This window comes from Streptomyces cinnamoneus (assembly GCF_014650495.1).
In the GTDB taxonomy this organism is placed as follows: Bacteria; Actinomycetota; Actinomycetes; order Streptomycetales; family Streptomycetaceae; genus Streptomyces; species Streptomyces cinnamoneus.
The window spans coordinates 310,324-334,448 of sequence record NZ_BMVB01000001.1; the positions used below are offsets into that span (position 1 = coordinate 310,324).

Here is a 24,125-nt window from a genome sequence, read left to right on the forward strand (position 1 = left end):
CACGCCGTACGTACGTCGCCTACCGCCGCTGCCTGAGAAAGGGTCAACGGGAACCCGAGATGCCGTACACGAGCGACGCCGCCCTCCGTCGACGCTGCCGGGCCCTGCTGGCCCGCGTCAGCCTGCCCGAGCCGTTCTCCGTCGAGGTCCTGTGCCGGCACCTCGGCGAACAGCGCGGCCGGCCCATCCACCTGCACCCGCTGCCGGAACAGGCCGCCCTGGCCGGGGCCTGCGGCCTGTGGCTCGCCACCGCCACCGACGACCACATCTTCCACGAGCGCCACACCGTCCGCCCGCACCAGGAGCACATCGTCCTCCACGAGATCGGCCACATGCTCTTCGACCACCACTCGCTGGCCCCGGCCGGCGGCCCGGCGGGCGCCCTCCTGGCCGACCTCGACCCCCGGCTCATCCGCCGTCTCCTCGCGCGCACCAACTACTCCACGCGCCAGGAACGCGAGGCGGAGATGCTCGCCAGCCTGATCCGCACCAGCGTCCGCGCCGGCACCGGGGAACGGCCGCCGGGCGCGCTGGGCCGGCTGCAGGCGGCGCTGGGCGTGGTCGGGTCCCATGGCCGCTGACGTCCTCGATTCCGTCCTGGGGACCACCGGGCTGGTGTGCCTGTGGACCGCGGTGGTCCTGCGATGTCCCTACGCCGTGCGCCACCCCGCACAGCGCGGACTGTGGCTGGCGGTGGCCACGGCGGCCCTGGCGATGACCCTCACCACCTCCATCGGCTCCGTCGTCCCCGAAGCGGCGCTCGGGCTCGCCGGCAACCTCACCGGCATGGTCTCCGCGGGCGCCGTCCTCGGCTTCGTCATCACGATCATGGGCGGGCGGCGCCTGCACACCTGGGCCTGCGGCACGGTCGCCGCCACGGCCCTCGCCCTGACCGTCCTCGGCGTCACCTCCCGGGCCCACCTCTCCTACGGCACCATCGCCGAGATCCCGCCCACCGCCACCGCCTACCGGCTGCTGCTGATCGGCACCCACCTGGCCGTGAACGCGGCCTGCATCGCGGTGTGCTGGCGGTACGGGAGGGGGCCCAGCCGCTCCCCGCTCGCCCTCGGCCTGCGGCTCTTCGGCATCGGCACCGTCCTGGCGGAGCTGTACTGGCTGCGCCTGTTCGCCGGCCTCTTCACCACCTCCGACGCCCTCCTGCGGTACCAGCCCACCCTCATGTCGCTGCACGGCATCCTCCGGGCGGCGGCCGTGCTCGTCCCGACGGCCGTCGCCGTCCGCCGGGCCGCCGCCGACGTCCGGACCATCTGGCGGCTCTGGCCCCTGTGGCGCGAGCTCGTGGACGCCGTCCCGCACGTCGCCCTCGGCCGCCCCCGCCCCCGCCTGCACGAGATCCTCTGGCCCCGGGCCCCCTGGAAACTGCTCGCCTACCGCAAGGTCGTCGAGACCCGCGACGCCATCCTCGTCCTGCACGGCCACGCCGGCCCGGCCGTCACCGCGGCCGCCCGCGACACCGTCGCCGCCGCGGCCCTCCCGGACGAGCGCGCCGAGGCCACGCTGCTCGCCTGCGTCCTGCGCGAGGCCCGGCGGGCCCGGCTCGCCGGCCTCCCGCCGGCCGGCCCCCACCCGCCCGAGCCGCTGGGGACCGGCCTCGGCAACGGCAGCCTGGACGACGAGCGGACCTTCCTCCTCCGCCTCGCCGAGTCCTACGCCACACCACCCGCCCTGACCTTCGCCCCGCCCCGCAGCCTGCCCCGGGACGAGGACCGGCGGGACGAGCGCAGGCGGTGCGCCTGACCCGCGGCGCACCCGGCCGGGGCGCACGGCATGATGCCAACCGTGCCCCCGGCCCCCGGTCCGGGTGCGAAACTGTGGTGACCGATGGACGGTGAGCCGTCCGGAGCGGGTGAGGCAGGCGGGACGACCGCGGCCCGCGCCGGACCGGGCGGGAACGACAGTGGAGGCACAAAGAACATGCGGGTCGGAGCCGTCCTGTGAGACTTCTGCACACCTCGGACTGGCACCTGGGACGCTCCTTCCACCGCGTGAGCCTCCTCGCGGCCCAGCGCGACGTCCTCGACCACCTCCTGCACACCGTGCGCGAGCAGGCCGTCGACGCCGTGCTCGTCGCCGGTGACGTCTACGACCGCGCCGTCCCGCCGCTCGCCGCCGTCGAGCTCTTCGACGAGGCCCTGCACCGCCTCGCCGGCCTCGGCGTGCCCACCGTCATGATCTCCGGCAACCACGACTCGCCCCGCCGCCTGGGCGTCGGCGCCGGCCTCATCGACCGGGCCGGCATCCACCTGCGCACCGACCCGGACGGCTGCGGCACGCCCGTCCTCCTGAGCGACGACCACGGCGACGTCGCCTTCTACGGACTGCCCTACCTGGAGCCGGCCCTGGTCCGCGAGCGGCTGGGCGCCGACGGGGCCGGCCACACCGCCGTACTGGAGGCCGCCATGGAGCGGGTGCGGGCCGACCTCGCCGCCCGGCCCGCCGGGACGCGGTCCGTCGTCCTCGCCCACGCCTTCGTCACCGGCGGCGCCACCAGCGACAGCGAGCGCGACATCACCGTCGGCGGCGTGGCCTCCGTCCCCGCCGACGTCTTCCGCGGCGTCGACTACACCGCCCTCGGACACCTGCACGGCAGCCAGACCATCACCGACCGCATCCGCTACTCCGGCTCGCCCCTCGCCTACTCCTTCTCCGAGGCCACCCACCGCAAGACCATGTGGCTCGTCGACCTCGACGAGCGGGGCACGGTGAGCGCCGAACGCGTCGACTGCCCCGTCCCGCGCCCGCTCGCCCGCATCCGCGGCCGCCTCGACGACCTCCTGGCCGACCCCGGCCTCGACCGCCACGAGGACGCGTGGGTCGAGGCCACCCTCACCGACCCGGTGCGCCCCGAGGAACCCATGGCCCGCCTCGCCCGGCGCTTCCCGCACACCCTGAGCCTCGTCTTCGAGCCCGACCGGGCCCCCGAGGACCCCCTCTCCTCCTACGCCCAGCGGCTCAGGGGCCGCACCGACCGGCAGATCGCCGAGGACTTCGTGGCCCACGTACGCGGCGGGCACGGGCCCGACGCCGCCGAGAGCGCCGTCCTGACCGCCGCCCTCGACGCCGTGCGGCTCGACGACACCGTCGGCGAGGTGGCCCGATGAGGCTGCACCGGCTTGCGATCACCGCGTTCGGGCCCTTCGGCGGCACCCAGCACATCGACTTCGACGAGCTGTCCGCCGCCGGGCTCTTCCTGCTGCACGGCCCCACCGGCGCCGGCAAGACCTCCGTCCTCGACGCGGTCTGCTTCGCCCTCTACAACGGTGTCCCCGGCAGCCGCCAGGGCAGCGGCCTGAGCCTGCGCAGCGACCACGCCGACCCCGGCACGCCCACCGAGGTCGTCCTCGAATTCAGCGTCGCCGGCCGCCGCCTGGAGGTCACCCGGCGCCCCGAACAGCTCCGCCCCAAGAAGCGCGGCACCGGGTTCACCCGCGAGAAGACCTTCAGCGCCCTGCGCGAGCGCCCCGCCGACGGCGGCCCGTGGCAGCCGCTCAGCCGCTCGCACCAGGAGATAGGGGAGGAGGTCACCCAGCTGCTCGGCATGAGCCGCGAGCAGTTCTGCCAGGTCGTCCTCCTGCCGCAGGGCGACTTCGCCCGCTTCCTGCGCGCCGAGGACGCCGCCCGCGGCAAGCTCCTCGGCAAGCTCTTCGACACCGGCCGCTTCGCCGCGGTCGAGGACCGCCTCGCGGAGCTGCGCCGCGCGGCCGACGCCCAGGTGCGCACCGGCGACGAACGCCTCCTCGCCCTCGCCCACCGCATGCGCCAGGCCGCCGCCGACCCCTCGCTGCCGGAGGCCGGGGTGCCGGCCCCGGCGACCGCGACCGTGCCGGAGGCGGGCAACGGGGGCGGCACCACGGCCGGGAGCGGTCCGCGGACCGCCCGCGGCCGGGCGGCCGTGCCCGGACCCCGCGCCGCCGAGCCGCCGCTCGCGCCGGGCGATGCCGGGCTGGCCGAAGCGGTGCTGGAGTGGGCCGCCCTGGCCCGTACGAACGCACGCGAGCGGCAGACCGTGGCCGAGGCCGCAGTCGTCGCCGCCGAGCGGGCCCACCGCGCCGCACAGGACCACGCCGCCGAGGTGCGGGAACTGGCCGCACTGCAGCGCCGGCACGCCGAGGCGGACGCCCGCGCCCGGGCACTGCAGGAGCGGCGCGCCGAGCACGACGACGTCCTGCGGCGCCTGGAGCGGGCCCGGGCCGCCGAGGCCGTCGCCCCCGCGCTGGACCTGCGCGAGAAGGCCGAGGCCGGACGGCTGGCCGCCGCCGACGCGGAGCGGCGGACCCGCGCGGCGCTCCCCGGCGCGCACCGCGACGGCAGCGCCGGACACCTGGCCGCCGCCGAGCACGGCCTGCGCGAGGAACTCGGCGCGCTCTCCGCCGCACGCCGGGCCGAGGCACGCGCCGCCGGCATCGCCCGCGAGCTCACGGAGACCGTCCGCGCGGCCGGCGCCGACGAGGAGGTGCTGGCCGAGGCCGGCGAGTGGCTCGACTCCTGGGAGACCACCCGCCGCGACCACGAGCAGCGCATCGACGCCGCCCAGGAAGCGGTGGGGCTCGCCGAGCGCCTCGCCGGGCAGCTCGAACCGGCCCGGCGCCGCCTCGCGGCCGCCCGCCGCCGCGACGGGCTCGCGCGGGAGATCGCCGGCGCCGAGGCCCGGCTGCTGGCCGCCGGCAAGGGGGCGGGCGACGCCCGTGAGCACTGGCTCGACCTCAAGGAACGCCGGCTGCGCGGCATGGCCGCGGAGCTCGCGGCGGAGCTGACGGCCGGCGAGCCGTGCACGGTCTGCGGTTCGGCCGAGCACCCCGCCCCCGCCCGCCCCGGCGCCGGCCACGTCGACCCGGCGGCCGAGGAAGCCGCCCTGCAGGCGTACCAGCAGGCCGACGCCCTCCGCGAGAAGGCGGCAGGCCGCCTGCAGTCCCTCGGGCAGGACCTCGACGTGGCGACGGCCGAGGCGGGACCGGCGGCCGCGGACGAACTGGCCCGCGCCGCCCGCGAGCTGGAGCACTCCCTGGCCGCGGCCCGGAAGGCCGCGGCCGGTCTGCACGGGGCCCGGCAGGCGCTCGCCGCCGCCGAGGGCGAGTGCGAGCGCCGCCGGGCCGCACAGGAGGAGGCCCGGCTGCGCATCGCGGCCCGCTCCTCCCGCCGGGACCAGCTCGACCGCGAACTGCGCACGCTGCAGGAGGAACTGGAGCAGGCCCGCGGCGGAGAGGAGAGCGTCGCCCGCAGGGCCGCCCTGCTGGAGGAACAGCTCGTGCTCCTCGCCGACGCGGCCGAGGCCGCACGGGAGGCCGGGCGGGCGGCGGACCGGCTCAAGGAAGCCGACGCGCAGCTCGACGACGCGGCCTACCGCGCCGGGTTCGACACCCCCGCGCTGGCCGCCGGGGCCCTGCTGAGCGCCGCCGCGCAGCGGGAGCTGCAGGAGCGGCTCGACCGGTGGCGCAGCGAGGCGGCGGCGGTCGCCGCCGAGCTCGCCGACCGGGCCGTGGCGGACGCCGCCGCGCGGCCGCCCGCCGACCCGCAGGCCGCACAGGCGGCCGTCGACGCCGCGACGGCGGCACTGCGCCGGGCCTCCACCGGGGAGGCCACGGCCCGCACCCGCTGCGAGGACCTCGCCCGGCTCTCCGCCGAGGCCCAGGCCGATGCCCGCCGGCTCGCGCCGCTGCGCGAGGAGTACCACCGGGTGGCGGAGCTCGCTTCGCTGGCGGCCGGGACCTCGGCCCGCAACGAGCGGAAGATGCGCCTGGAGTCGTACGTCCTGGCCGCCCGGCTCGAACAGGTGGCCGCCGCCGCCACCGCCCGCCTGCAGCGCATGTCGGCCGGGCGCTACACCCTCGTCCACTCCGACGCCAGGAGCGGAGGGCGGGCCCGCTCGGGCCTGGGCCTGCACGTCGTCGACGCCTGGACGGGCAGCGAGCGGGACACCGCGACCCTCTCCGGCGGCGAGACGTTCTTCGCCTCGCTGTCCCTGGCCCTCGGCCTGGCCGACGTGGTCACCGAGGAGGCGGGCGGCACCCGGCTCGACACCCTCTTCATCGACGAGGGCTTCGGCAGCCTCGACGAGCAGACCCTCGACGAGGTCCTCGACGTGCTGGACTCGCTGCGCGAGCGCGACCGCACCGTCGGCATCGTCAGCCACGTCGCCGACCTGCGGCAGCGCATCCCGGCTCAGCTGCAGGTCGTCAAGGAGCGCTCGGGGTCCGCGGTCCGGCACCGGACGGCGGGGAGTGCGGGCTGAGGGCGCGACGGGGCAGCGGGGAGGAGTAGACCACGCTGGTGGTCACCGAGCCGAGCGCCCCGATCCGGCCCGCGACCTCCTCCAGGTGGCGCATGGAACGGGCGGTGACCTTGATGACGAAGCAGTCGTCGCCCGTGACGTGGTGCGCTTCGAGGATCTCGGGCGTCGCGGCCAGCAGGTCGTGGAAGGGCTTGTAGTTGCCGTTCGGGTACCGCAGCCGCACGAAGGCGAGCACCGGCATGCCCAGGCGCTCGGGGTCGAGCACGGCGGTGTACCCGCCGATGACGCCGGCCTCCTCCAGCCGCCGGACGCGCTCGGTCACGGCGCTGGAGGACATGTTCACGAGGCGCGCCAGCTCGGCGTAGCCGAGACGTCCGTTGCTCTGCAGGGCGTCGAGTATGCGCCAGTCGGTGGCGTCGGGGGAATAGCCGGTCATGGGCGATGTCTAGCAGGGGAATCCCCGGTCGATCAATAGTTTTCCCGGGGATCTCCCATTCTGGCGGATGATCAAGAGGCGTAGATTTTCCGGCATGACAGCAACCGCCGCTCCGCAGGCCCCCAGCTCCGTCCTCGCCGTTCCGCCCGCCGCGCCCGCCGAGGCGGCGGCCTACTTCGCCTCCCGGCTCGCCTTCCACACCGACGTGGCCGACGTCCACGCCGCGCTGGCGGCCGGCCGCGCGGACTTCGCGGTGGTCGACTCCCGTTCCACCCAGTCCTGGGACCAGGGCCACGTCCCCGGCGCCGTCCACCTCCCGACCGCGCAGATCCCGCAGCTGGCGGCCGAGTTCCTGGACCCGGCCGTCCCCGTGGTCGTCTACTGCTGGGGGCCCGGCTGCGACGGTGCCACCCGTGCCGCCCTGGCCCTGGCCCGTCTCGGCTACCGCGTCAAGGAGATGCTCGGCGGCATCGAGTACTGGATCCGCGAGGGCTACGAGGTCGAGACCTGGGAAGGCACCCGGCAGCTTCCCCCGGACCCGCTGACCGCACCCGTCGACGGCTCCGACTGCGGCTGCTGACGGCCACGCTCCCCGCGCAGGGGACCGGGGGCCGGGGACGCCGGACCGGGGGGCTCAGGCCCCCGGCCCGGCGGACCTCACAGCGCCGACAGCTCCGCCACCAGGTCGTCCAGGCCCAGAGAGCCCTGGGAGAGGGCGGCCATGTGCCAGGACTTCGCGTCGAACGCCTCGCCGTGCGCCGCGCGGGCGGCCTCGCGGCCCTTCAGCCAGGCACGTTCGCCGAGCTTGTAGCCGATGGCCTGGGCCGGCATGCCGAGGTAGCGGACCAGCTCGCTCTCCACGAAGTCCGCCGGGCGGCCGCTGTGCAGGCCGAAGAACTCCTGCGCCAGCTCCGGCGTCCAGCGCTCGCCCGGGTGGAACGGGGAGTGCTCCGGGATCTCCAGCTCCAGGTGCATGCCGATGTCGATGATCACGCGCGTGGCGCGCATCATCTGGGCGTCCAGATAGCCCAGCCGGCGCTCGGGGTCGGTGAGGAAGCCCAGCTCGTCCATGAGGCGCTCCGCGTACAGCGCCCAGCCCTCGCAGTTGGCGCTGACGATGCCGATCGTGGCCTGGTAGCGCGAGAGCCGGTCCGCCACGTGCACCCACTGCGCGAGCTGCAGGTGGTGGCCGGGGACGCCCTCGTGGTACCAGGTCGACACCAGGTCGTAGACGGGGAAGCGGGTCTCGCCCATGGTGGGCAGCCAGGTGCGGCCGGGCCGGGAGAAGTCCTCCGAGGGCTGGCTGTAGTACGGGGCCGCCGCCCCGCCGGGCGGAGCGATGCGGGACTCGACGCGCCGGACGCGCTCGGCCAGCTCGAAGTGCGTGCCGTCCAGCGCTTCGATGGCCTCGTCCATCAGCTCCTGCAGCCAGACCCGCGTCTCCTCGACGCCCTCGATGTGCGCACCGTGCACATCGAGGTGGGCCAGCGCCTCCCAGGGCGTCCTCGCGCCGGGCAGGATCTTCTCCGCCTCCTTCCGCATCTCACCGAGGAGGCGGTGGTATTCGGCCCAGCCGTACGCGTACGCCTCGTCCAGGTCGAGGTCGGTGCCGTTCCAGTAGCGCGACCAGCGGGCGTACCGCTCCCGCCCCACCACCTCCGGTGCGCCCTCGACGGCCGGGGCGTAGACGTCGCGCAGCCAGTCGCGCAGCACGGCGAGGGCGCCCGTCGCCACGGCGGCGGCCTCGGTCAGCTCCTCCTGCAGCTCCTTCGGCCCGGCGGCCGTGAACTCGCCGAACCAGCCCCCGTCCGTGCCGATCCACTGCTCCAACTGCCCGAGCACGGTGGCCACCTGACGCGGGCCGCCCGGCAGCCCGCGGTCCATGCCCTCGGCGAGGGAGGCGCGGTAGCCGTCGAGGGCCGCGGGCACCGCGCGCAGCCGCTGCGCGATCACCGACCAGTCGTCCCCGGTCTCCACGGGCATCAGGGCGAACACCTCGCGCACCGAGTGCAGCGGCGAGTGGATGTTGCTCACGGTGCGCAGGTGTTCGCCCGCGTCGTGGACGGCGAGCTCGGCGGTCAGCCGCTCGCGCAGCAGCCGGGCGCAGCGCCGCTCGGCCTCGCCGTCCGCGCCGGGCCGGGCCTCGGCCTCGGCCAGCTCCTCCAGCGTCGTACGGGCCAGGTCGGCCAGGGCCCGTTGCCCGGCGGGGGAGAAGTCCGGCAGCTTCGGCCCGCACTCGGGGATCCCCAGATACGTGCCGGTGATGGGGTCGAGCCGGGTGAACGCCTCGACGTAGGAGTCGGCGACCTGACGGGGGAGCGGCGTGTTCGTGGTGTTCGGCATCCGCCCATCCTCGTATGCCGGAGACGGCCGCGTCAGCGGGTTTTTCCCGTCAGCCGTCCGCCCTGCGGGACGCCGCCTGCGGGGCGGTGCGCGAGGCCACGGGGGCGAGGCGGGCGGTGATGACGAGCGTGCCCTCCTCTATCTGGTAGTCCAGCGGCAGGTCCAGGGCGCGCATGGCGGCGACCATGCCGGTGTTGGAAGCCGTCGTGACGGCGTAGACGCTCTCGCAGCCGGCCTCACCGGCCATGGCGATCAGCCGGCGGAGCAGCTCGCCGCCGACGCCGCGCCGCTGCCACTCGTCCTCGACGAGCAGCGCGACCTCGGTCTCGTTGCCGTCCCACAGCAGGTGGCCCAGGGCGACGAGCCGGCCGGAGGCGGTGTGCGCCGCCAGGGTGCGGCCGAAGCGGGGGCCGAGCAGGTGGCGGAGGTAGCGGTCGGCGTCGCCGACCGGGCCGTGGTAGCGGCGGTTGAGCGTCGCCGGGGAGCAGCGCTCGTGCATCTGCCGTGCGGCGTCGACGTCGTCGGCGCCGGCCCGGCGGACCGTGATCGCGTTGCCCTCGGGGAGCGTGAGGACGTCGCTGCGCGGCGGTACGCGCGGGCCCAGCCGTGCGTCGAGCTCGACCAGCGCCCGGGCGCGGGCGAACTCGGTGGGGGTGAAGGGCAGGTAGGGGCGCTCGATGGTGATCGACCCGCCGCTGGGGTCGCGCAGCCGCAGCACGGTCTCCTCCCACACGCCGTCCTCCGGCACGGACTCGGCCGGGGCGCCGGTGAGGGGGGAGCGGGCCGGTATGGAGCGGATGGTGCAGCGGCCGAGCAGCTGGCGCAGGGCGAGCGGCAGTTCGGCGGCGTCGAGCGCGGTGCGGGTGGCCAGGCCCAGGATCCGGGTGGGGGCGTCCACGAGGTCGTGGGCGTCGGCCCGCTCCAGCCAGGTCTCCCGGCCGCCGCCGCCCGCGGCGGCCAGGGCCAGCTCGGCCGGGGCCAGCGCGGCGGGTGCGCGCAGCAGCAGCTCGTCGACGGTGCCGTCGGCCAGGGGGTGGGTCTGCAGGGCGAGTATGTCGACGCGGCGGTCGGCCAGGGACAGGCACAGGGCGGCGAGGCTGCCCGGCTCGTCGCGCACGGTCGTCCGCATCCGCCACAGGGCCGTGCCGCCCCCGGCCGGTGCCGGCCGTGCGGCGGCGCCGGGTGCGGGGTCCGCGGCGGCCGGGGGCGGGGCGTGCCCGCGGCGCCGGGACCACCAGGTGTGGAACGCGGCCGTGGCGAGCAGCGCGCCGGCGGAGGAGATGAGCAGCACGGGGCCGTCGGGCCCGTGCACCACCGTGTCGGCGACGGCGTCCGCCGTGGCGACCGCCGTGAACAGGGCGGCCAGTTCCACCAGGTCCCGGCGCCAGTGGTGGCGGTGCCGGGCGGAGCTCTTCGCGAAGGTCTCGTCGGTCATGCCCCCACCCTGGCCGAGCGGTGTTGCGTGATCACGAACGTCCTGTGTCCTGCGGGTAAAGGACCCTTGTGCCCGCATCTCGAACGATTCACGCCGTACGGCCGAGCGGGGGAACGGGGGAGGGGCCGCCCCGGATGCCCCCACGGTCCCTGACGTCCGCATGGTCCTGCGGCCCCGGCTCGGTGGGCCGTTGCGCCCCGCCGCGCCCGGGACCCGCGGACGCGGCGCGGGCACGCCGGAGGGGCCGCCGCCCGGTCACCCGGCCGGCGCGCGGCCGCCCTCAGGCCCGCAGGTCCCGCAGGGCCTCCTCCACGCCGCGGTGGAAGGTGGGGTAGGCGTAGATCATGTGGCGCAGGGACTCGACCGGTACCCCGGCCTGGACCGCCACGGCCAGGCCGTACATCACCTCGCCGCCCATCGGGCCCGCCGTGGTCGCGCCGACCAGCACGCCGCGGTCGGCGTCCTCGACGAGCTTGACCAGGCCCTCGTTGCCCGCCTTGTGGATCCAGCCGCGGGTCGAGGACGGCACCCGCGCCAGCCCCGTCCGTACCCGCAGGCCCTTCTCGCGGGCCTGCTTCTCGGTCAGGCCCACCGCCCCCACCTCCGGGTCGGTGAACGTCACGCGCGGCAGGGCGCGGTAGTCGGCGTCCGGGCCCGGCTCGCCGAGCACGGCCCGGATCACGATGTCCGCCTCGTACATCGCCACATGCGTGAACGCGCCGTGCCCGGTCACGTCGCCGACGCCCCACAGGCCGGGTGCCGCCAGCATCTGCCCGTCCGTCCGCAGGGCGCGCGCGGCCGGGTCCAGGCCCACGCTGTCCACGCCCACGGCCGCGAGGTCCACGCGGCGTCCCGTGGCCACCAGCAGCTGATCGCCCGTCAGCTCCGTGCCGTCCGCCAGCACCAGGGTGAACGCGTCGCCGCTGTGCCGCACCTCGGCCGCCCGCGCGCCCGTCCGCACGGTCAGCCCCTCCTCGCGCAGCACCCCGGCCAGCAGTTCGCCCGCCTCCGGCTCCTCGGCCGGGATCAGGCCGTCGAGGGCCTCCACGACCGTGACGCCGGTGCCGAAACGGGCGTAGACCTGGGCCAGTTCCAGGCCGATCGCACCGCCGCCGAGCACCAGCAGCGTGCCCGGCGGTTCCTTCGCGGCGATCGCGTCCCGGTTCGTCCAGTAGGGGACCCCGTCCAGCCCGGGCACCGGCGGGATCTGCGGCCGGCTGCCCGTCGCGAGGACGATGCCGTGCCGCGCCCGGAACACCTCGCCGTTCACCTCGACGCGCCCCGGCCCGGCCAGCCTGCCGTGGCCGCGCACCAGGCGGCCGCCCTTGCCGGTGAAGCGATCGGCGGCCGCCCGGTCGTTCCAGTCGTCGGTCGCCTCGTCGCGGATCCGGTCGGCCACCGGCGCCCAGTCGGCACCGACGCGGGAGGAACCGGCCATGCCGGGCACCCGCCGCCCCTCCGCGAGCAGATTCCCGGCGCGGATCATCATCTTGCTGGGCACGCACCCCCAGTAAGGGCACTCGCCGCCCACCAGCTCCGCCTCGACGCCCACCACCGCGAGCCCGGCTCCGGCGAGCTCCCCGGCCACGTGCTCGCCGCCCGGACCCATGCCGATGACGACGACGTCCACCTCTTCGGCCACAGCACCGCACCTTCCTCGCGCCGGCTTCGGGTGTCCACCACCTTCCCACCGCGCCGGGGAGGCGTCACTGTCCGACGCGCCCCGGCTGCAGCACCTTGGTGAACAGCACCGCCCCCCGTTCGTCGCGCAGCCGCACCGTCAGCTCACCGCCCTCGCCGTCGATGGCGACCTCGCCGAAGAACTGGCTGTCCTGCCCGGGCGGCACGTTCGCGACGGCCGGCGCCTTGACGAAGGGCTGCTCCGGCCCGAACGTGCCGTCCAGCTTCGCCGCCGGGAAGCCGCCGGCGTTCAGCGGGCCCGTCACGAACTCCCAGAACGGGGCGAAGTCCCCGAACGCGGCCCGCGCGGGGTCGTAATGCTGGGCCGAGGTGTAGTGGACGTCGGCCGTCAGCCACACCGTGCCGGTGATCCGCCGGTGCTTGATGTGCCGCAGCAGCTCGGCGATCTGCAGCTCGCGGCCGAGCGGAGCCCCCGGGTCGCCCTGGGCGACCGCCTCGAAGTCCGCCGGCCCGTCGGGGACCACCAGCCCCAGCGGCATGTCGGAGGCGATCACCTTCCACACCGCGCGCGAGCGCGCCAGCTCCCGCTTGAGCCACCGGAGCTGGGCCTCGCCCAGGATGCCCTGGGTGTCGTCGGGGCGTCTGCCGGGGGAGTTGGCGTTGCGGTAGGTGCGCATGTCCAGGACGAAGAGGTCGAGCAGGGGGCCGTGGTGCAGCACCCGGTAGACGCGGCCGTCCCCGTCGGGGCGCTGCGTGGACAGCGGGAAGTACTCGGAGAAGGCCCGCCGCGAGCGCGCCGCCAGCACGTCGACGTTCTTCTCCGTGTACCGCGGGTCGTCGAGGATCTGGCCGGGGTACCAGTTGTTGCGCACCTCGTGGTCGTCCCACTGCACGACGGTCGGCACCTGGGCGTTGAAGCGCCGCAGGTGGTCGTCGAGCAGGTTGTAGCGGAACGCCCCGCGGAACTCCGCGAGCGTCTCGGCGACCTTCGACTTCTCCTCGGTGGTGATGTTCCGCCAGGTGCCGCCGCCGGGCAGGGCGATGCTCGCGGGGATCGGGCCGTCGGCGTAGACGGTGTCGCCGCTGCAGAGGAAGAAGTCCGGGTCCAGCCGGCGCATGTGCTCGAAGATGCGGTAGCCGCCGAGGTCCGGGTTGATGCCCCAGCCCTGGCCGGCGAGGTCGCCCGACCAGACGAAGCGCACGTCCCGGCGCCCGGCCGGGGCCGTGCGGAACGTGCCGTGCACCGGCCGGCCGGTGCGCCGGGGGTCGTCCGGGTCGGCGAGCAGCACCCGGTAGTGGATCTGTTCGCCGGGCGGCAGGCCGTGCAGGGCCGTCCGGCCGGTGAAGTCCGTGTCCGGCCCGACCAGCGGCCCGTGCCACCGGCGGGCCGAGCGGAACGACCCGGTCGCCGAGGTCTCCACGATCATCCGGGCCCTGCGGTCCGAGCGCACCCAGATCAGCCCCGAGGACGAGGTGACGTCCCCGGCCTGTACGCCCCAGCCGGCGCCCGGCCGTCCCGACAGCGCCTGGGCGGGCGCCGCGGCCAGGGGCGGCAGGGCCGCCGCTCCCGCGACGGCCGCCGAGCCGCGCAGCACCGCCCGCCGGCCGACCACCGGTCCGGTCCCGTAGCCCATCGGCCGACCTCCTGTACCCGGCCCCCGGCCGTCACCGTCGTTCTCGTCGTCTGCGGGACCGTTCCTACCGGGCCCGTGTGCCCGGCAGCCGAACGGGACGTGAACTCCCCTCAGCGCGAGCCGTCGAGGATGACGCGGGCCACCAGCGCCGGGTCGTCGTTCATGGGAACGTGCCCGCACCCGGGCAGCCGGACGAGCCGGGCGGAAGGGATCACCTTCTTGGCCCGGACGCCCTGGCCGCGCACCAGCAGCCGGTCTGAGGTGCCCCAGCCGATGGTGACCGGAACGTCCGGCACGTCGTGGGTGAAACGGAGCCGGCGACCGGCCGCGAGCGTGGCCTCGAAGCCGGTCGCCTCGCGCAGCGCCCGGGTCTCGGCGACGACGGCGTCCGGGGAACGGCGGCCCGGCCGGGCGTAGATGGTGCCGGTCAGGGCGGCCCTGCCCACGGAGGTGCGGGCCAGTCGCGTCACCGTGTGGTCCGGCAGCCGCAGCGCGCCGTGCCGCATCGCCAGGAGCATCCCGAAGGCGTAGCGGCGCTCGGCCTCGCTCCAGAACCCGCCGGGGGACAGGGCGGTGACGCTGCGCACGCGCTTCTCGTGGCCGAGCTGCAGGGCGAGCAGACCGCCGAGGGAGTTGCCCGCGACGTGCGGGCGGTCCAGGCCCAGGGCGTCGAAGAGCGCGCCCAGCACGGGGACGACGCCCCGCAGGTCGTAGGAGATGCCGTCGGGCAGGCCGGGGGAGAGGCCGTAGCCCGGCAGGTCGACGGCGATCACGTCGCGTTCGGCGGCGAGGATGCCGACGACCGGGTCCCACACCTGCAGATGGTGGCCGATGCCGTGCAGCAGCACCAGCGGCTCGCCGCCGCCGATCCGCTCGTACACCACCTCCACCGTGCGCGGCCCGGAAGGGGTGTCGGCGGAAAAGGAGATCGTCTCGGCCATGGCACAGCTCCTCGTGTCCGTGGGACTCCGTACGAGACAGGATGTCAGCAGGGGTTACCGCGGGGTAGACCCAGGAGCGCGGCCGCCGGGACGAGAGCCGCCTCACGTGGACAACCCCCGGCCCCCTCGGGTGGGATGGGCCGTGTGAACGCAGCTGACACCGGCCTGGACGCCTTCGAGGAACACCGCACCACGCTGACGGGCGTGGCCTACCGCATGCTGGGTCGGTTCGCCGACGCCGAGGACGTCGTCCAGGAGGCGTGGCTGCGCTGGTCCGGCGCGGACCGCACAACCGTCCGCGACGCGCGCGGCTACCTCGTGCGCGTCACCACCCGCCTGGCCGTCGACCGCCTGCGGCAGGTGCAGGCGCGGCGCGAGGCGTACGTCGGGCCGTGGCTCCCCGAGCCCGTCCCCACCGACTTCGGCACGACCGTCCCCGACACCGCCGAACGGGCGGTGCTCGCCGACTCCGTCTCCCTCGCCGTGCTCATCGTCCTCGAATCGCTCTCCCCGCTGGAGCGCGCCGTCTTCGTCCTGCGCGAAGCGTTCGGCTTCCCCTACCAGGAGATCGCCGAGGTCCTCGACCGCTCGGAGGCGGCCGTGCGCCAGCTCGCCGGCCGGGCCCGGCGCCATGTGGAGGAACGCAAGCCGCGCTTCGACGTCGACCCCGTGCGCCGACGCGACCTGACCGAGCGCTTCCTCGCCGCCGCCACCGGCGGCAGCATCGAGGACATGCTCGCCCTGCTCGCCCCCGACGTCCGCCTCGTCAGCGACAGCGGCGGCAAGGCCAAGGCCCCCCGCCGCGTCATCGAGACCGCCGACAAGGTCGGACGCTTCCTCGTGGCCGTCGGCGGCAACCCCCTGCCCGATCCGGAGATCCGCTTCCTCGAAGTCAACGGCAGCCCGGCGCTGCTGGTGCTCTCCCAGGGCAGGCCCGAGACCTTCATGAGCATCGAGATCGCCGACGGCCGCATCGCCGAGATCTACCTCATCCGCAACCCCGACAAGCTGACGGGCTTCGCCTCCTGACGGCCCTGCGCCCCGGCCGGCAGCCGCGCCGCGCCGGGGCGGGTCACAGCCCGCCCGCCACGCGCAGCACCGCACCGGTGGTGTACGACGCCTCCGGCGACAGCAGCCAGGCCACCGCCCCCGCGACCTCCTCCGGCTCCCCGGGGCGGCCCATGGGAATCCGGTCGGCTATGCGCCACGGCCGCTCCGGGTCGCCCATGGACGCGTGGATGTCGGTCACGACCGCCCCGGGCTGCACCGAGTTGACCCGGACCCCCTCCGCGGCCAGCTCCTTGGACAGCCCGACGGTGAGCGCGTCCACCGCGGCCTTGCTCGCCGCGTAGTGCACGTACTCGCCGGGGCTGCCCAGCGTCGCCGCCCCCGACGAGATGTTCACGATGGCGCCACCGCCGCCCCCGTGACGGGTGGACATCTCCAGGGCCGCCCGGCGGGCACAGATCAGCGCGCCCATCACATTGACGTCCACGACCTTGCGCATCCGCTCCACCGGAGTCTCGGTGAACCGGCCCAACAGGCCCGTGATCCCGGCGTTGTTGACCAGGCCGGTCACCGGGCCGAGCCGGTCCCGCACGGTGTCGAAGAAGGCGTCGACCTGCGACTCGTCGCTGGTGTCCACCTGAACGGCCACACACGCCACACCGTGGTCGCGCACGGCGGCCGCCGTCTTCTCCGCGGCCTCCTGCGCCTGCTCGTAGCCGATGCCCACGGCATGCCCGGCGCGGGCCAGCCGCAGCGCCACCGCCGCCCCGATGCCCCTGCTGCCCCCGGTGACCACCGTCACCTGGTCCCGCACCTGCTCCATCGCCCGTCCCCCGCTTCCTGCCGCTCGCTGCGACCCGATGATTACCGACGGTACCCGAGCCCTCTGACAACGCCCGGGGCGGGTGTCATTGGTCTTGACCAAGTGCCCACGCCGCCCTATGGTCGCAGGCATACTGCAACAACCTTTAATAAAGAAGCGCGCAAAAAGCCTTTGCGGAGGAACAGGGTGGGGACCACGCAGCTGGAATCGGTGCCGGAGCCGAAGTACTGGCACTTGAAGACCGTCCTCAGTGAGGCACTCGACTCCGAGTTCGCCGTGGGAGAGATCCTGCCGAACGAGCGCGAGCTCGCGGCCCGCTTCGGCGTCGCCCGTGCCACGCTCCGTCAGGCGCTGGAACAGCTGGAGCTGGAGGGCCGGCTGCAGCGCCGCCGCGGTGTCGGCACCACCGTCGCGCCGCCGCGCATGGGAGTGGCCGTCGCCGACGCCGAGCACACCTGGCCCGGCGCCGCGGCCGATGCCTGGCAGCCCGTCGACAGCACCGAGGAGGTGCCGCCCGCCGCGGTCGCCCGGCTCCTGGAGACCGAGCCCGGCCAGGCCGTTCACACCGTGCGCCGCGCCCGCAAGACCCGCGGCCAGCCCGTCGCCGCGGAGCTGCTCTACGTCCCCGCGAGCAGCGTCCCCGCCCTGGCCGCCATCGACACGCCCGCCGGCCCTGCCCGCGCCCGCGCCGTCCTGCGCGAGTTGCAGCACCTGCAACTGGAGGGCCGGGAGCGGGCCGTGGAGCTCGGCTCCGCCCGCGCCGACGACGCCAAGCAGCTCGACCGGCTCCCCGGCGCGCCCGTCCTCCTCGTGACCACCCGTTACGTCTCCGGCGGCCGCACCGCCGCCGTCGCCGTGGCCACCTACCGGGCCGACACCTGCCGGCTCACCTTCGGGGAGGCGGGCGGCGCGGCCGTCCAGCTCCTCGCCGGCTGACGGCCGCTCAGCGGCGCGCCGTCACCGAGCTCTCGACCGCGAAGAGCTGCGCCTCCACGTGGTCGAGGGCCAGCCGCAGCGCGCCCGTCGCCACCGCGGCCTCGCCCAGCAGCGACTGCGCCACCTGCGGCGGCCGCAGGCAGTAGCGGGCCAGCTCGGTGCGCAGCGGCTCCAGGACGCCGTTCAGCCCGGCCGCCCAGCCGCCCACCACGACCAGCTCCGGGTCGAGGGCCAGCACGAGCGCCGCCACGTCGTGCACCAGCCGGCGCAGATAGCGGTCCACGGCCGCCCGGGCCCGCTCGTCGCCCTGCCCGGCCAGCGTGAACACCCGTGCCACCTGCGCCTCGTCGAGCGGGTGCAGCGGCTCCCCGGTGGTGGACAGCACCTCCTCCGGGGTGGCCTCCCGCCCCAGCAGGTGCAGCGCGCCGATCTCCCCGGCGGCGCCCCCGAAGCCCCGGTGCAATCGGCCGCCGATCAGCGAACCGGCGCCCGGGCTCAGCCCCGCCAGCACGAAGACCACGTCGTCGGAGGCGGTCGCCGCGCCCTTCCAGTGCTCGGCGACGGCGGCGGCGTTGGCGTCGTTCTCCACCAGCACGGGGCAGCGGAACGAACGCCGCAGCCGCTCCCCGAGCGGCAGTCCGGTCCACTGCGGCAGCGCCGTCCCCAGCCGCACGGTCCCGTCCGCCTCCACGATGCCCGGCGTGGCCACCCCCACCGCGCGCAGCGAACTGCGCGGCACCCCGGCCCGCTTGAGGAGGTCGGCGACGGCCGTGCGCACGTGCTCCAGGCGTTCGTCGGCGGGGGCCGTGGCCGAGACCTCCACGTGCGCCGAGCCCACCACGCGCCCGCGCAGGTCCGCGAGCAGCGCCGCGATGCGGTGAGGCCCGATCTCGACACCGAGCAGATGGCCGGCCTCGACCCGGAAGCGGAAGCGCCGGGCCGGGCGTCCCTGACGGCGTGCCGCGGTCTCGTCGGCGGCCGCCTCCACCACCAGCCCGGAGGCGATCAGCCCCTCGACCACGCCCTCGACGGTCGGCCGGGACAGCCCCGTCACCTTGACCAGATCGGTGAGCGTGGGCGCCTGGGCGGCGCGCAGCGCGTGCAGCACGACGGCCGAATTGATCCGCCTCAGGAGAGACGGATCCCCGCCGGTGAGCCGCCCCAACGTGCCGCCTCCTCGCTTTGCGTGCCCTTTGCCTGCACGGATCGTATCCGGTGCACGGCGGAGCGGCGAGTGACGGGACTCACCCGGCGGTGCCTACGGGGCCTCGCCGGCGGCGGCGCGCAGCCGCCCGAACTCCTCCGCCATCTTCGGCAGGGGCCAGTGGGCGTTGAGGCCGCTGGGGTTGGGCAGGACCCAGATCCGGGTGTCGCCGATCGTCCGCTCCTGCGGGCCGATCCTCGCCCCCTTGTCGTCGAAGGCCACGCGGTAGGCGGTGACGCCGACGACCGCCAGCCAGCGAGGCCGCAGCAACGTCACCTTCCCGACCAGGACGCGCCCGCCCTCGCGGAACTCCACGGGGCTCAGCTCGTCGGCGCGCGCGGAGGCGCGGGCGACGACGTTGGTGATGCCCAGCCCGTGGTCGAGCAGTTCCCGCTCCTGTGCCGGGCTCAGCTGCCGCGGCGTGAAGCCCGAGGCGTGCAGGGCGGGCCAGAAGCGGTTGCCAGGCCGGGCGAAGTGATGGCCGGTGGCGGCCGACATCAGGCCCGGGTTGATGCCGCAGAAAAGGACGCGGAGGCCGTCCGCGACCACGTCCGGTACGAGACGGTCGCGGGCGGCCTCCAGCTCCTCGCGCGTGAACGAGCGGGTCAGAGGATCGCTCCGGGGGCGTAGGCGGCCGCCTCCGGGTGACGCTTGGCGATCTCCTCGATCCGGGCGACCACGGAGGCCACCTGGTCACTGGCCGCGCCGGTGAAGGAGAGCTTGTCGGCCATCAGCGCGTCGAGCCCGGCACGGTCGAGCGGGATGCGCTCGTCGGCGGCCAGCTTGCCGAGCAGCTCGTTGCGCTCGGCGCCCTGCTCGCGCATCGCCAGCGCCGAGGCCACGGCGTGCTCCTTGATGACCTCGTGGGCGACCTCGCGGCCGACCCCGGCCCGCACCGCGCCCATCAGGACCTTGGTGGTGGCGAGGAAGGGCAGGTAGCGGTCGAGCTCACGGGCGACGACGGCCGGGAAGGCGCCGAACTCGTCGAGCACGGTCAGGAAGGTCTCCAGCAGGCCGTCGAGCGCGAAGAACGCGTCCGGCAGGGCCACGCGGCGCACCACCGAGCAGGAGACGTCGCCCTCGTTCCACTGGTCGCCGGCGAGCTCGCCGGTCATGGACGCGTAGCCGCGCAGGATGACCATCAGGCCGTTGACGCGCTCGCAGGAGCGGGTGTTCATCTTGTGCGGCATGGCGGACGAGCCGACCTGGCCGGGCTTGAACCCCTCGGTGACCAGCTCGTGGCCGGCCATCAGGCGGATCGTCTTGGCGAGCGAGGAGGGCGCGGCGGCCAGCTGGACCAGCGCGGTGACCACGTCGTAGTCGAGCGAGCGCGGGTAGACCTGGCCGACGGAGGTGAAGGCGTGGGCGAAGCCCAGGTGGGCCGCGATCCGCTGCTCCAGCTCGTCGAGCTTCGCGGCGTCGCCGCCGAGCAGGTCGAGCATGTCCTGGGCGGTGCCGACCGGGCCCTTGATGCCGCGCAGCGGGTAGCGGCCGAGCAGCTCCTCGGTGCGGGCGAAGGCGACCAGCAGCTCGTCGGCGGTGGTGGCGAAGCGCTTGCCGAGCGTGGTGGCCTGCGCGGCGACGTTGTGCGAGCGGCCCGCCATGACGAGCTCGGCGTGGTCGGCCGCCAGCTTCCCGAGCCGGGTCAGGACGGCGACGACGCGGTCGCGCACCAGCTCCAGGGAGAGCCGGATCTGCAGCTGCTCGACGTTCTCGGTGAGGTCGCGGGAGGTCATGCCCTTGTGCACGTGCTCGTGGCCGGCGAGGGCGTTGAACTCCTCGATGCGGGCCTTCACGTCGTGCCGGGTGACCTTCTCGCGCTCGGCGATCGAAGCCAGGTCGACCTGGTCCAGGACCCGCTCGTAGTCGGCGAGGGCGGCGTCCGGCACCTCGATCCCCAGGTCCTTCTGTGCGCGCAGGACGGCGAGCCACAGCCGCCGCTCCAGCGTCACCTTGTACTCGGGGGACCACAGCACGGCGAGCTCCGCGGAGGCGTAGCGGCCGGCCAGGACATTGGGGATGCGGGGCTTTGCAGTCACGTGGCGAAAGTCTACTGGCGGTTCGCGCAGATCCGGACAGCACCCCGGTTTGTGGCTTGCTACGAAAGGTGCGCTACGGGAGCGGCGACCCGCCCCCGGGCAGCGGGAGCGGCTCGTAGGGCAGCAGCTCGGCCCGCTTGGGCGGACGCCCGTCCCCCGAGGAGCGGCCCGTCAGGCGGCGGCCGATCCAGGGGGCCAGGTGCTCACGGGCGAAGCGCAGGTCCGAGGTGCGGCGGGCGGCCCAGCCGGGACGCACGAACGGGGGCAGCGGCTCGCGCCAGTCGGACTCCGGCGCGTGGCCGAGCGCCTGCCAGACCGCCTCGGCCACCCGGCGGTGGCCCTCGGCGTTCAGGTGCAGCCGGTCCTCGGCCCACAGCCGGGAGTCGCCCAGGGCCTCGGAGGAGAACAGGTCGACGACCACGGCGTCGTGCCGCTCGGCCAGCTCGTCGATGAAGCCGAAGAGCTGCTCCATGCGGGGCCGGAAGCGCTCCAGGACCGGGCCGCGCCGGCCGGGGCTGCGCATCAGCACCAGTTGCCGGCAGCTCGGGGCCAGCAGGTCCGCCGCCTGCGCGAGCCGTGCGCACACCAGGTCCACGTCGCACTGCGGCCGCAGTACGTCGTTGAGCCCGCCCACGAGCGTCACCAGGTCCGCGCCCATGGCGGCGGCCGGCGCGGCCTGCTCGTCGGCGATCTGGCCGATCAGCTTGCCGCGCACCGCGAGGTTCGCATACCGGAAGCCGGACGTCCGGGCGGCGAGGCGGGCGGCGAGGAGGTCGGCCCAGCCGCGGTAGGAGCCGTCCGGCAGGCCGTCGGACATGCCCTCGGTGAAGGAGTCGCCGACGGCGACGAAACTGGTGTGCGTGTACGTGGCATTCATCGGCATGGCGCCGTGATCCTACCGCCGCCGTCCCCGGGCCGGGGGCACCGGCCCGGGGAGGGGATCACTGCCGCAGGCCGACCAGCTGGCGCAGGACGTCCTCCAGGGTGACCAGGCCGGCCAGGCGGCTGTCCTCGCCGATGACCGCGGCCAGGTGGGCGCCGGTGCGGCCCATTGCCCCGATCACGTCGTCCAGCGGGGTGTCGGCCCGCACCCGGGCGATCGGGCGCATCCGGCGCAGCGGGAAGGGCGTCTCCCGCGAGGTGGCGTCGAGGGCGTCCTTGACGTGCAGGTAGCCCAGGATGCGCCCGGCGTCGTCGAGTACCGGGAAGCGGGAGAAGCCGGTGGAGGCGGCGAGCCGTTCCAGTTCGTCGGGGGTCACCCCGAAGCGGGCGGCGACCACGCGCTCGATGGGCAGCACCACGTCCTCGACCGGGCGCTTGCCCAGGCCGAGCGCGTCGCGCAGCCGGGCGGTGGCCCGCTCGTCCAGCAGGCCGGCCTCGCTGGAGTCGGCGACCATGCGGGCGAGCTGGTCGTCCGAGAAGACCGCCGCCACCTCGTCCTTCGGCTCGACCCGCAGCAGCTTCAGCACGCCGTTGGCCAGCCGGTTGATCGCGAAGACGAACGGGCGCAGGGCGCGCGCCAGCGTCACCAGCGGCGGGCCGAGCAGCAGGGCGGTGCGCACCGGCTCGGCGAGGGCGACGTTCTTCGGCACCATCTCGCCGAAGAGCATGTGCAGGTACGTCGCGACGGACAGCGCGATCACGAACGACACCGGGTGGACCAGCCCCTGCGGCAGGCCCACGGCGTGGAAGAGCGGCTCCAGCAGGTCGGCGATGGCCGGCTCGGCGACCACGCCCAGCACCAGCGTGCACAGGGTGATGCCGAGCTGTGCCGCGGCCATCAGTGCCGAGATGTGCCGCAGGCCCCACAGCACGCTGCGGGCGCGCCGGTCGCCGGCGTCCGCGTACGGCTCGATCTGGCCGCGGCGCACGGAGATCATGCCGAATTCCGCGCCCACGAAGAAGGCGTTGGCGACCAGCGTCGCGAGCCCGATCAGCAGCTGGACCGCGGTCATCGGCCGGCCTCCTCATCGGGGCGGGCGCCGTCGGCGCCGGGCGCCGCGGGGGCCGTGAGCAGCACCCGGGCCGCGCGCCGCCCGCCGGCGTCGGTGACCTCGATGCGCCAGCCGGCGACCTCGACGGCGTCGCCCTCGACGGGGATGCGGCCGAGGGCGGTGGCCACCAGGCCGGCCAGGGTCTCGTACGGGCCGTCCGGCGCCCGCAGCCCGATGTGCTCCAGCTGGTCGGTGCGGGCGGCGCCGTCCGCGTCGTACTGCTTGCGGCCCTCGGCGTCCGTGCCGGCCGGTGCCAGGTCGGGCAGCTCGTGCGGGTCGTGTTCGTCGCGGACCTCGCCGACGACCTCCTCGATGATGTCCTCCAGGGTGACGACGCCGGCCGTGCCGCCGTACTCGTCGATGACGACGGCCATGCTGCGCTTGGCGGAGAAGCGGTCCAGCAGCCGGTCGACGGTCAGCGACTCCGGGACGAGCATCGGCTGGCGCAACAGCGTGGTGACGGGCCGGTGGAGGCGCTGGTCGGCGGGTATGGTCAGGACGTCCTTGATGTGGGCGATGCCGATGACCGTGTCCAGGCTGCCGCGGTAGACGGGGAAGCGGGACAGGCCCGTGGCCCGGGTGGCGTTCGCGACGTCCTCGGCCGTGGCCCGGGCGTCGAGCGCGATGACCTGCACGCGGGGGGTCATGACGTTCTCGGCCGTGAGGCCGGCGAGGTTGAGCGTCCGCACGAACAGCTCGGCGGTGTCCGCCTCCAGCGCGCCCTCCTTGGCGGAGTGGCGGGCCAGCGCGGCGAGCTCCTGGGGGCCGCGCGCGGTGGCCAGCTCCTCCGCCGGCTCCAGGCCCATGCGGCGCACCATGTGGTTGGCGCTGTTGTTCAGATGGCGGATCAGCGGGCGGAAGGCCGCGCTGAACGCCCGCTGCGGGCCGGCGACCTTCTTCGCCACCGCCAGCGGGCGGGAGATCGCCCAGTTCTTGGGGACGAGCTCGCCGACGACCATGAGGACGACCGTGGAGAGCACGGTGCCCAGGATCAGGGCCGTGGAGGAGGCGGCCGAGGGCGGCAGGCCGAGGGCCTCGGCGGGACCCGCCAGCAGCGCCGCGATGGACGGCTTGGAGATCATGCCGATGATCAGGCCGGTGACGGTGATGCCGAGCTGGGCCCCGGAGAGCTGGAAGGTCAGGCTCCGCACGGCCTTGAGGGCGCCTTCCGCGCCGCGCTCGCCGCTGTCGACCGCCCGTTCGAGCTCGGCGCGCTCGACGGTGGTGAGGGAGAACTCCGCAGCGACGAACACGGCACAGGCGAGCGTCAGCAGCAGGGCCAGCACCAGGAGGAGGACTTCGGTCATCGGTTCACCTCCGTCCCATGATCGGGCAGGGACGGAAGGACCGCGCGATGTCGGCTCCGGGGACTACTGGGAGGCTCGCCCATGGACGGACGCTCACACCTTTCACTGAGGTTCTCGAAGGCCCGGGTCATCGG

Annotated in this window: 20 protein-coding genes; 7 read left to right on the top strand and 13 right to left on the bottom strand. The window is 75.1% G+C overall.

Going from position 1 to position 24,125, the window contains the following annotated elements:
- The first annotated feature begins 59 nt into the window (after positions 1-59).
- The 4 genes from IE182_RS01375 to IE182_RS01390 all read left to right on the top strand — a co-directional run bounded on the left by IE182_RS01375 (position 60) and on the right by IE182_RS01390 (position 6,250).
- Entirely contained in the window at positions 60-581 is a 522-nt protein-coding gene (locus tag IE182_RS01375) for a hypothetical protein (protein ID WP_190107719.1), read from the top strand.
- Positions 571-1,758 (top strand): MAB_1171c family putative transporter, encoded by a 1,188-nt coding sequence (locus IE182_RS01380; protein WP_190107720.1) that lies wholly within the window; start codon positions 571-573, stop codon positions 1,756-1,758. Before IE182_RS01375 ends, IE182_RS01380 begins: the two co-directional genes overlap by 11 nt.
- A gap of 197 nt (positions 1,759-1,955) precedes the next feature.
- Positions 1,956-3,122, top strand: coding sequence for an exonuclease SbcCD subunit D (locus tag IE182_RS01385; RefSeq protein WP_190107721.1), 1,167 nt, complete (start codon positions 1,956-1,958; stop codon positions 3,120-3,122).
- The gene (locus IE182_RS01390) at positions 3,119-6,250 is read left to right on the top strand and encodes an AAA family ATPase (protein ID WP_190107722.1); all 3,132 of its coding nucleotides are present in this window, start codon (positions 3,119-3,121) and stop codon (positions 6,248-6,250) included. Before IE182_RS01385 ends, IE182_RS01390 begins: the two co-directional genes overlap by 4 nt.
- Here the strand turns inward: IE182_RS01390 and IE182_RS01395 are convergent.
- Positions 6,195-6,686: an Lrp/AsnC family transcriptional regulator gene (locus IE182_RS01395; RefSeq protein ID WP_190107723.1), complete on the bottom strand. Its 492-nt coding sequence runs from the start codon at positions 6,684-6,686 to the stop codon at positions 6,195-6,197. The two genes, IE182_RS01390 and IE182_RS01395, sit on opposite strands and share 56 nt — an antisense overlap.
- A 94-nt stretch (positions 6,687-6,780) precedes the next feature.
- On the opposite strand from IE182_RS01395, the gene IE182_RS01400 reads away from it, so the two are divergent.
- Positions 6,781-7,266: a rhodanese-like domain-containing protein gene (locus tag IE182_RS01400; RefSeq protein WP_190107724.1), complete on the top strand. Its 486-nt coding sequence runs from the start codon at positions 6,781-6,783 to the stop codon at positions 7,264-7,266.
- A gap of 77 nt (positions 7,267-7,343) precedes the next feature.
- On the opposite strand, the gene IE182_RS01405 is transcribed toward IE182_RS01400, so the two are convergent.
- The 5 genes from IE182_RS01405 to IE182_RS01425 all read right to left on the bottom strand — a co-directional run bounded on the left by IE182_RS01405 (position 7,344) and on the right by IE182_RS01425 (position 14,680).
- Positions 7,344-9,029, bottom strand: coding sequence for a DUF885 domain-containing protein (locus tag IE182_RS01405; protein WP_190107725.1), 1,686 nt, complete (start codon positions 9,027-9,029; stop codon positions 7,344-7,346).
- Positions 9,030-9,078: 49 nt separating this feature from the next.
- Complete coding sequence (locus IE182_RS01410; RefSeq protein WP_190107726.1) at positions 9,079-10,464, bottom strand: GNAT family N-acetyltransferase; 1,386 nt, start codon at positions 10,462-10,464, stop codon at positions 9,079-9,081.
- A 280-nt stretch (positions 10,465-10,744) separates the two neighbouring features.
- Positions 10,745-12,106: a dihydrolipoyl dehydrogenase family protein gene (locus IE182_RS01415; RefSeq protein ID WP_190107727.1), complete on the bottom strand. Its 1,362-nt coding sequence runs from the start codon at positions 12,104-12,106 to the stop codon at positions 10,745-10,747.
- A gap of 64 nt (positions 12,107-12,170) precedes the next feature.
- Positions 12,171-13,739, bottom strand: coding sequence for an alkaline phosphatase D family protein (locus tag IE182_RS01420; protein ID WP_190107728.1), 1,569 nt, complete (start codon positions 13,737-13,739; stop codon positions 12,171-12,173).
- Between the two features lie 110 nt (positions 13,740-13,849).
- Positions 13,850-14,680 (bottom strand): alpha/beta fold hydrolase, encoded by an 831-nt coding sequence (locus IE182_RS01425; protein WP_190107729.1) that lies wholly within the window; start codon positions 14,678-14,680, stop codon positions 13,850-13,852.
- 135 nt (positions 14,681-14,815) lie between these two features.
- Between IE182_RS01425 and IE182_RS01430 the strand changes: the two genes are divergently transcribed.
- Positions 14,816-15,709 carry an RNA polymerase sigma-70 factor gene (locus tag IE182_RS01430; RefSeq protein WP_190107730.1) on the top strand — a complete coding sequence of 298 codons (894 nt, stop codon included), beginning with the start codon at positions 14,816-14,818 and terminating at the stop codon, positions 15,707-15,709.
- Positions 15,710-15,752: 43 nt separating this feature from the next.
- Here IE182_RS01430 and IE182_RS01435 read toward each other — a convergent pair whose 3' ends face one another.
- On the bottom strand, positions 15,753-16,511 hold the full coding sequence (locus IE182_RS01435) for an SDR family oxidoreductase (protein WP_190107731.1): 759 nt from the start codon (positions 16,509-16,511) through the stop codon (positions 15,753-15,755).
- 186 nt (positions 16,512-16,697) lie between these two features.
- Here IE182_RS01435 and IE182_RS01440 point away from each other — a divergent pair, with 186 nt between their 5' ends.
- On the top strand, positions 16,698-17,447 hold the full coding sequence (locus tag IE182_RS01440; protein WP_190107732.1) for a GntR family transcriptional regulator: 750 nt from the start codon (positions 16,698-16,700) through the stop codon (positions 17,445-17,447).
- A 7-nt stretch (positions 17,448-17,454) separates the two neighbouring features.
- On the opposite strand, the gene IE182_RS01445 is transcribed toward IE182_RS01440, so the two are convergent.
- The 6 genes from IE182_RS01445 to IE182_RS01470 form a co-directional block, all read right to left on the bottom strand.
- Positions 17,455-18,612, bottom strand: coding sequence for an ROK family transcriptional regulator (locus tag IE182_RS01445; protein ID WP_190107733.1), 1,158 nt, complete (start codon positions 18,610-18,612; stop codon positions 17,455-17,457).
- Positions 18,613-18,705: 93 nt separating this feature from the next.
- Positions 18,706-19,260 carry a G/U mismatch-specific DNA glycosylase gene (mug, locus tag IE182_RS01450; RefSeq protein ID WP_190107939.1) on the bottom strand — a complete coding sequence of 185 codons (555 nt, stop codon included), beginning with the start codon at positions 19,258-19,260 and terminating at the stop codon, positions 18,706-18,708.
- Entirely contained in the window at positions 19,257-20,690 is a 1,434-nt protein-coding gene (purB, locus tag IE182_RS01455; RefSeq protein WP_190107734.1) for an adenylosuccinate lyase, read from the bottom strand. The genes mug and purB overlap by 4 nt, the downstream gene beginning before the upstream one ends.
- A 73-nt stretch (positions 20,691-20,763) precedes the next feature.
- On the bottom strand, positions 20,764-21,573 hold the full coding sequence (locus tag IE182_RS01460; protein ID WP_190107735.1) for an SGNH/GDSL hydrolase family protein: 810 nt from the start codon (positions 21,571-21,573) through the stop codon (positions 20,764-20,766).
- Positions 21,574-21,631: 58 nt separating this feature from the next.
- A complete protein-coding gene (locus tag IE182_RS01465; RefSeq protein WP_190107736.1) occupies positions 21,632-22,645 on the bottom strand; it encodes a hemolysin family protein in 1,014 nt (337 codons plus the stop codon).
- Positions 22,642-23,991 carry a hemolysin family protein gene (locus tag IE182_RS01470; protein ID WP_190107737.1) on the bottom strand — a complete coding sequence of 450 codons (1,350 nt, stop codon included), beginning with the start codon at positions 23,989-23,991 and terminating at the stop codon, positions 22,642-22,644. The genes IE182_RS01465 and IE182_RS01470 overlap by 4 nt, the downstream gene beginning before the upstream one ends.
- Positions 23,992-24,125 lie beyond the last annotated feature (134 nt).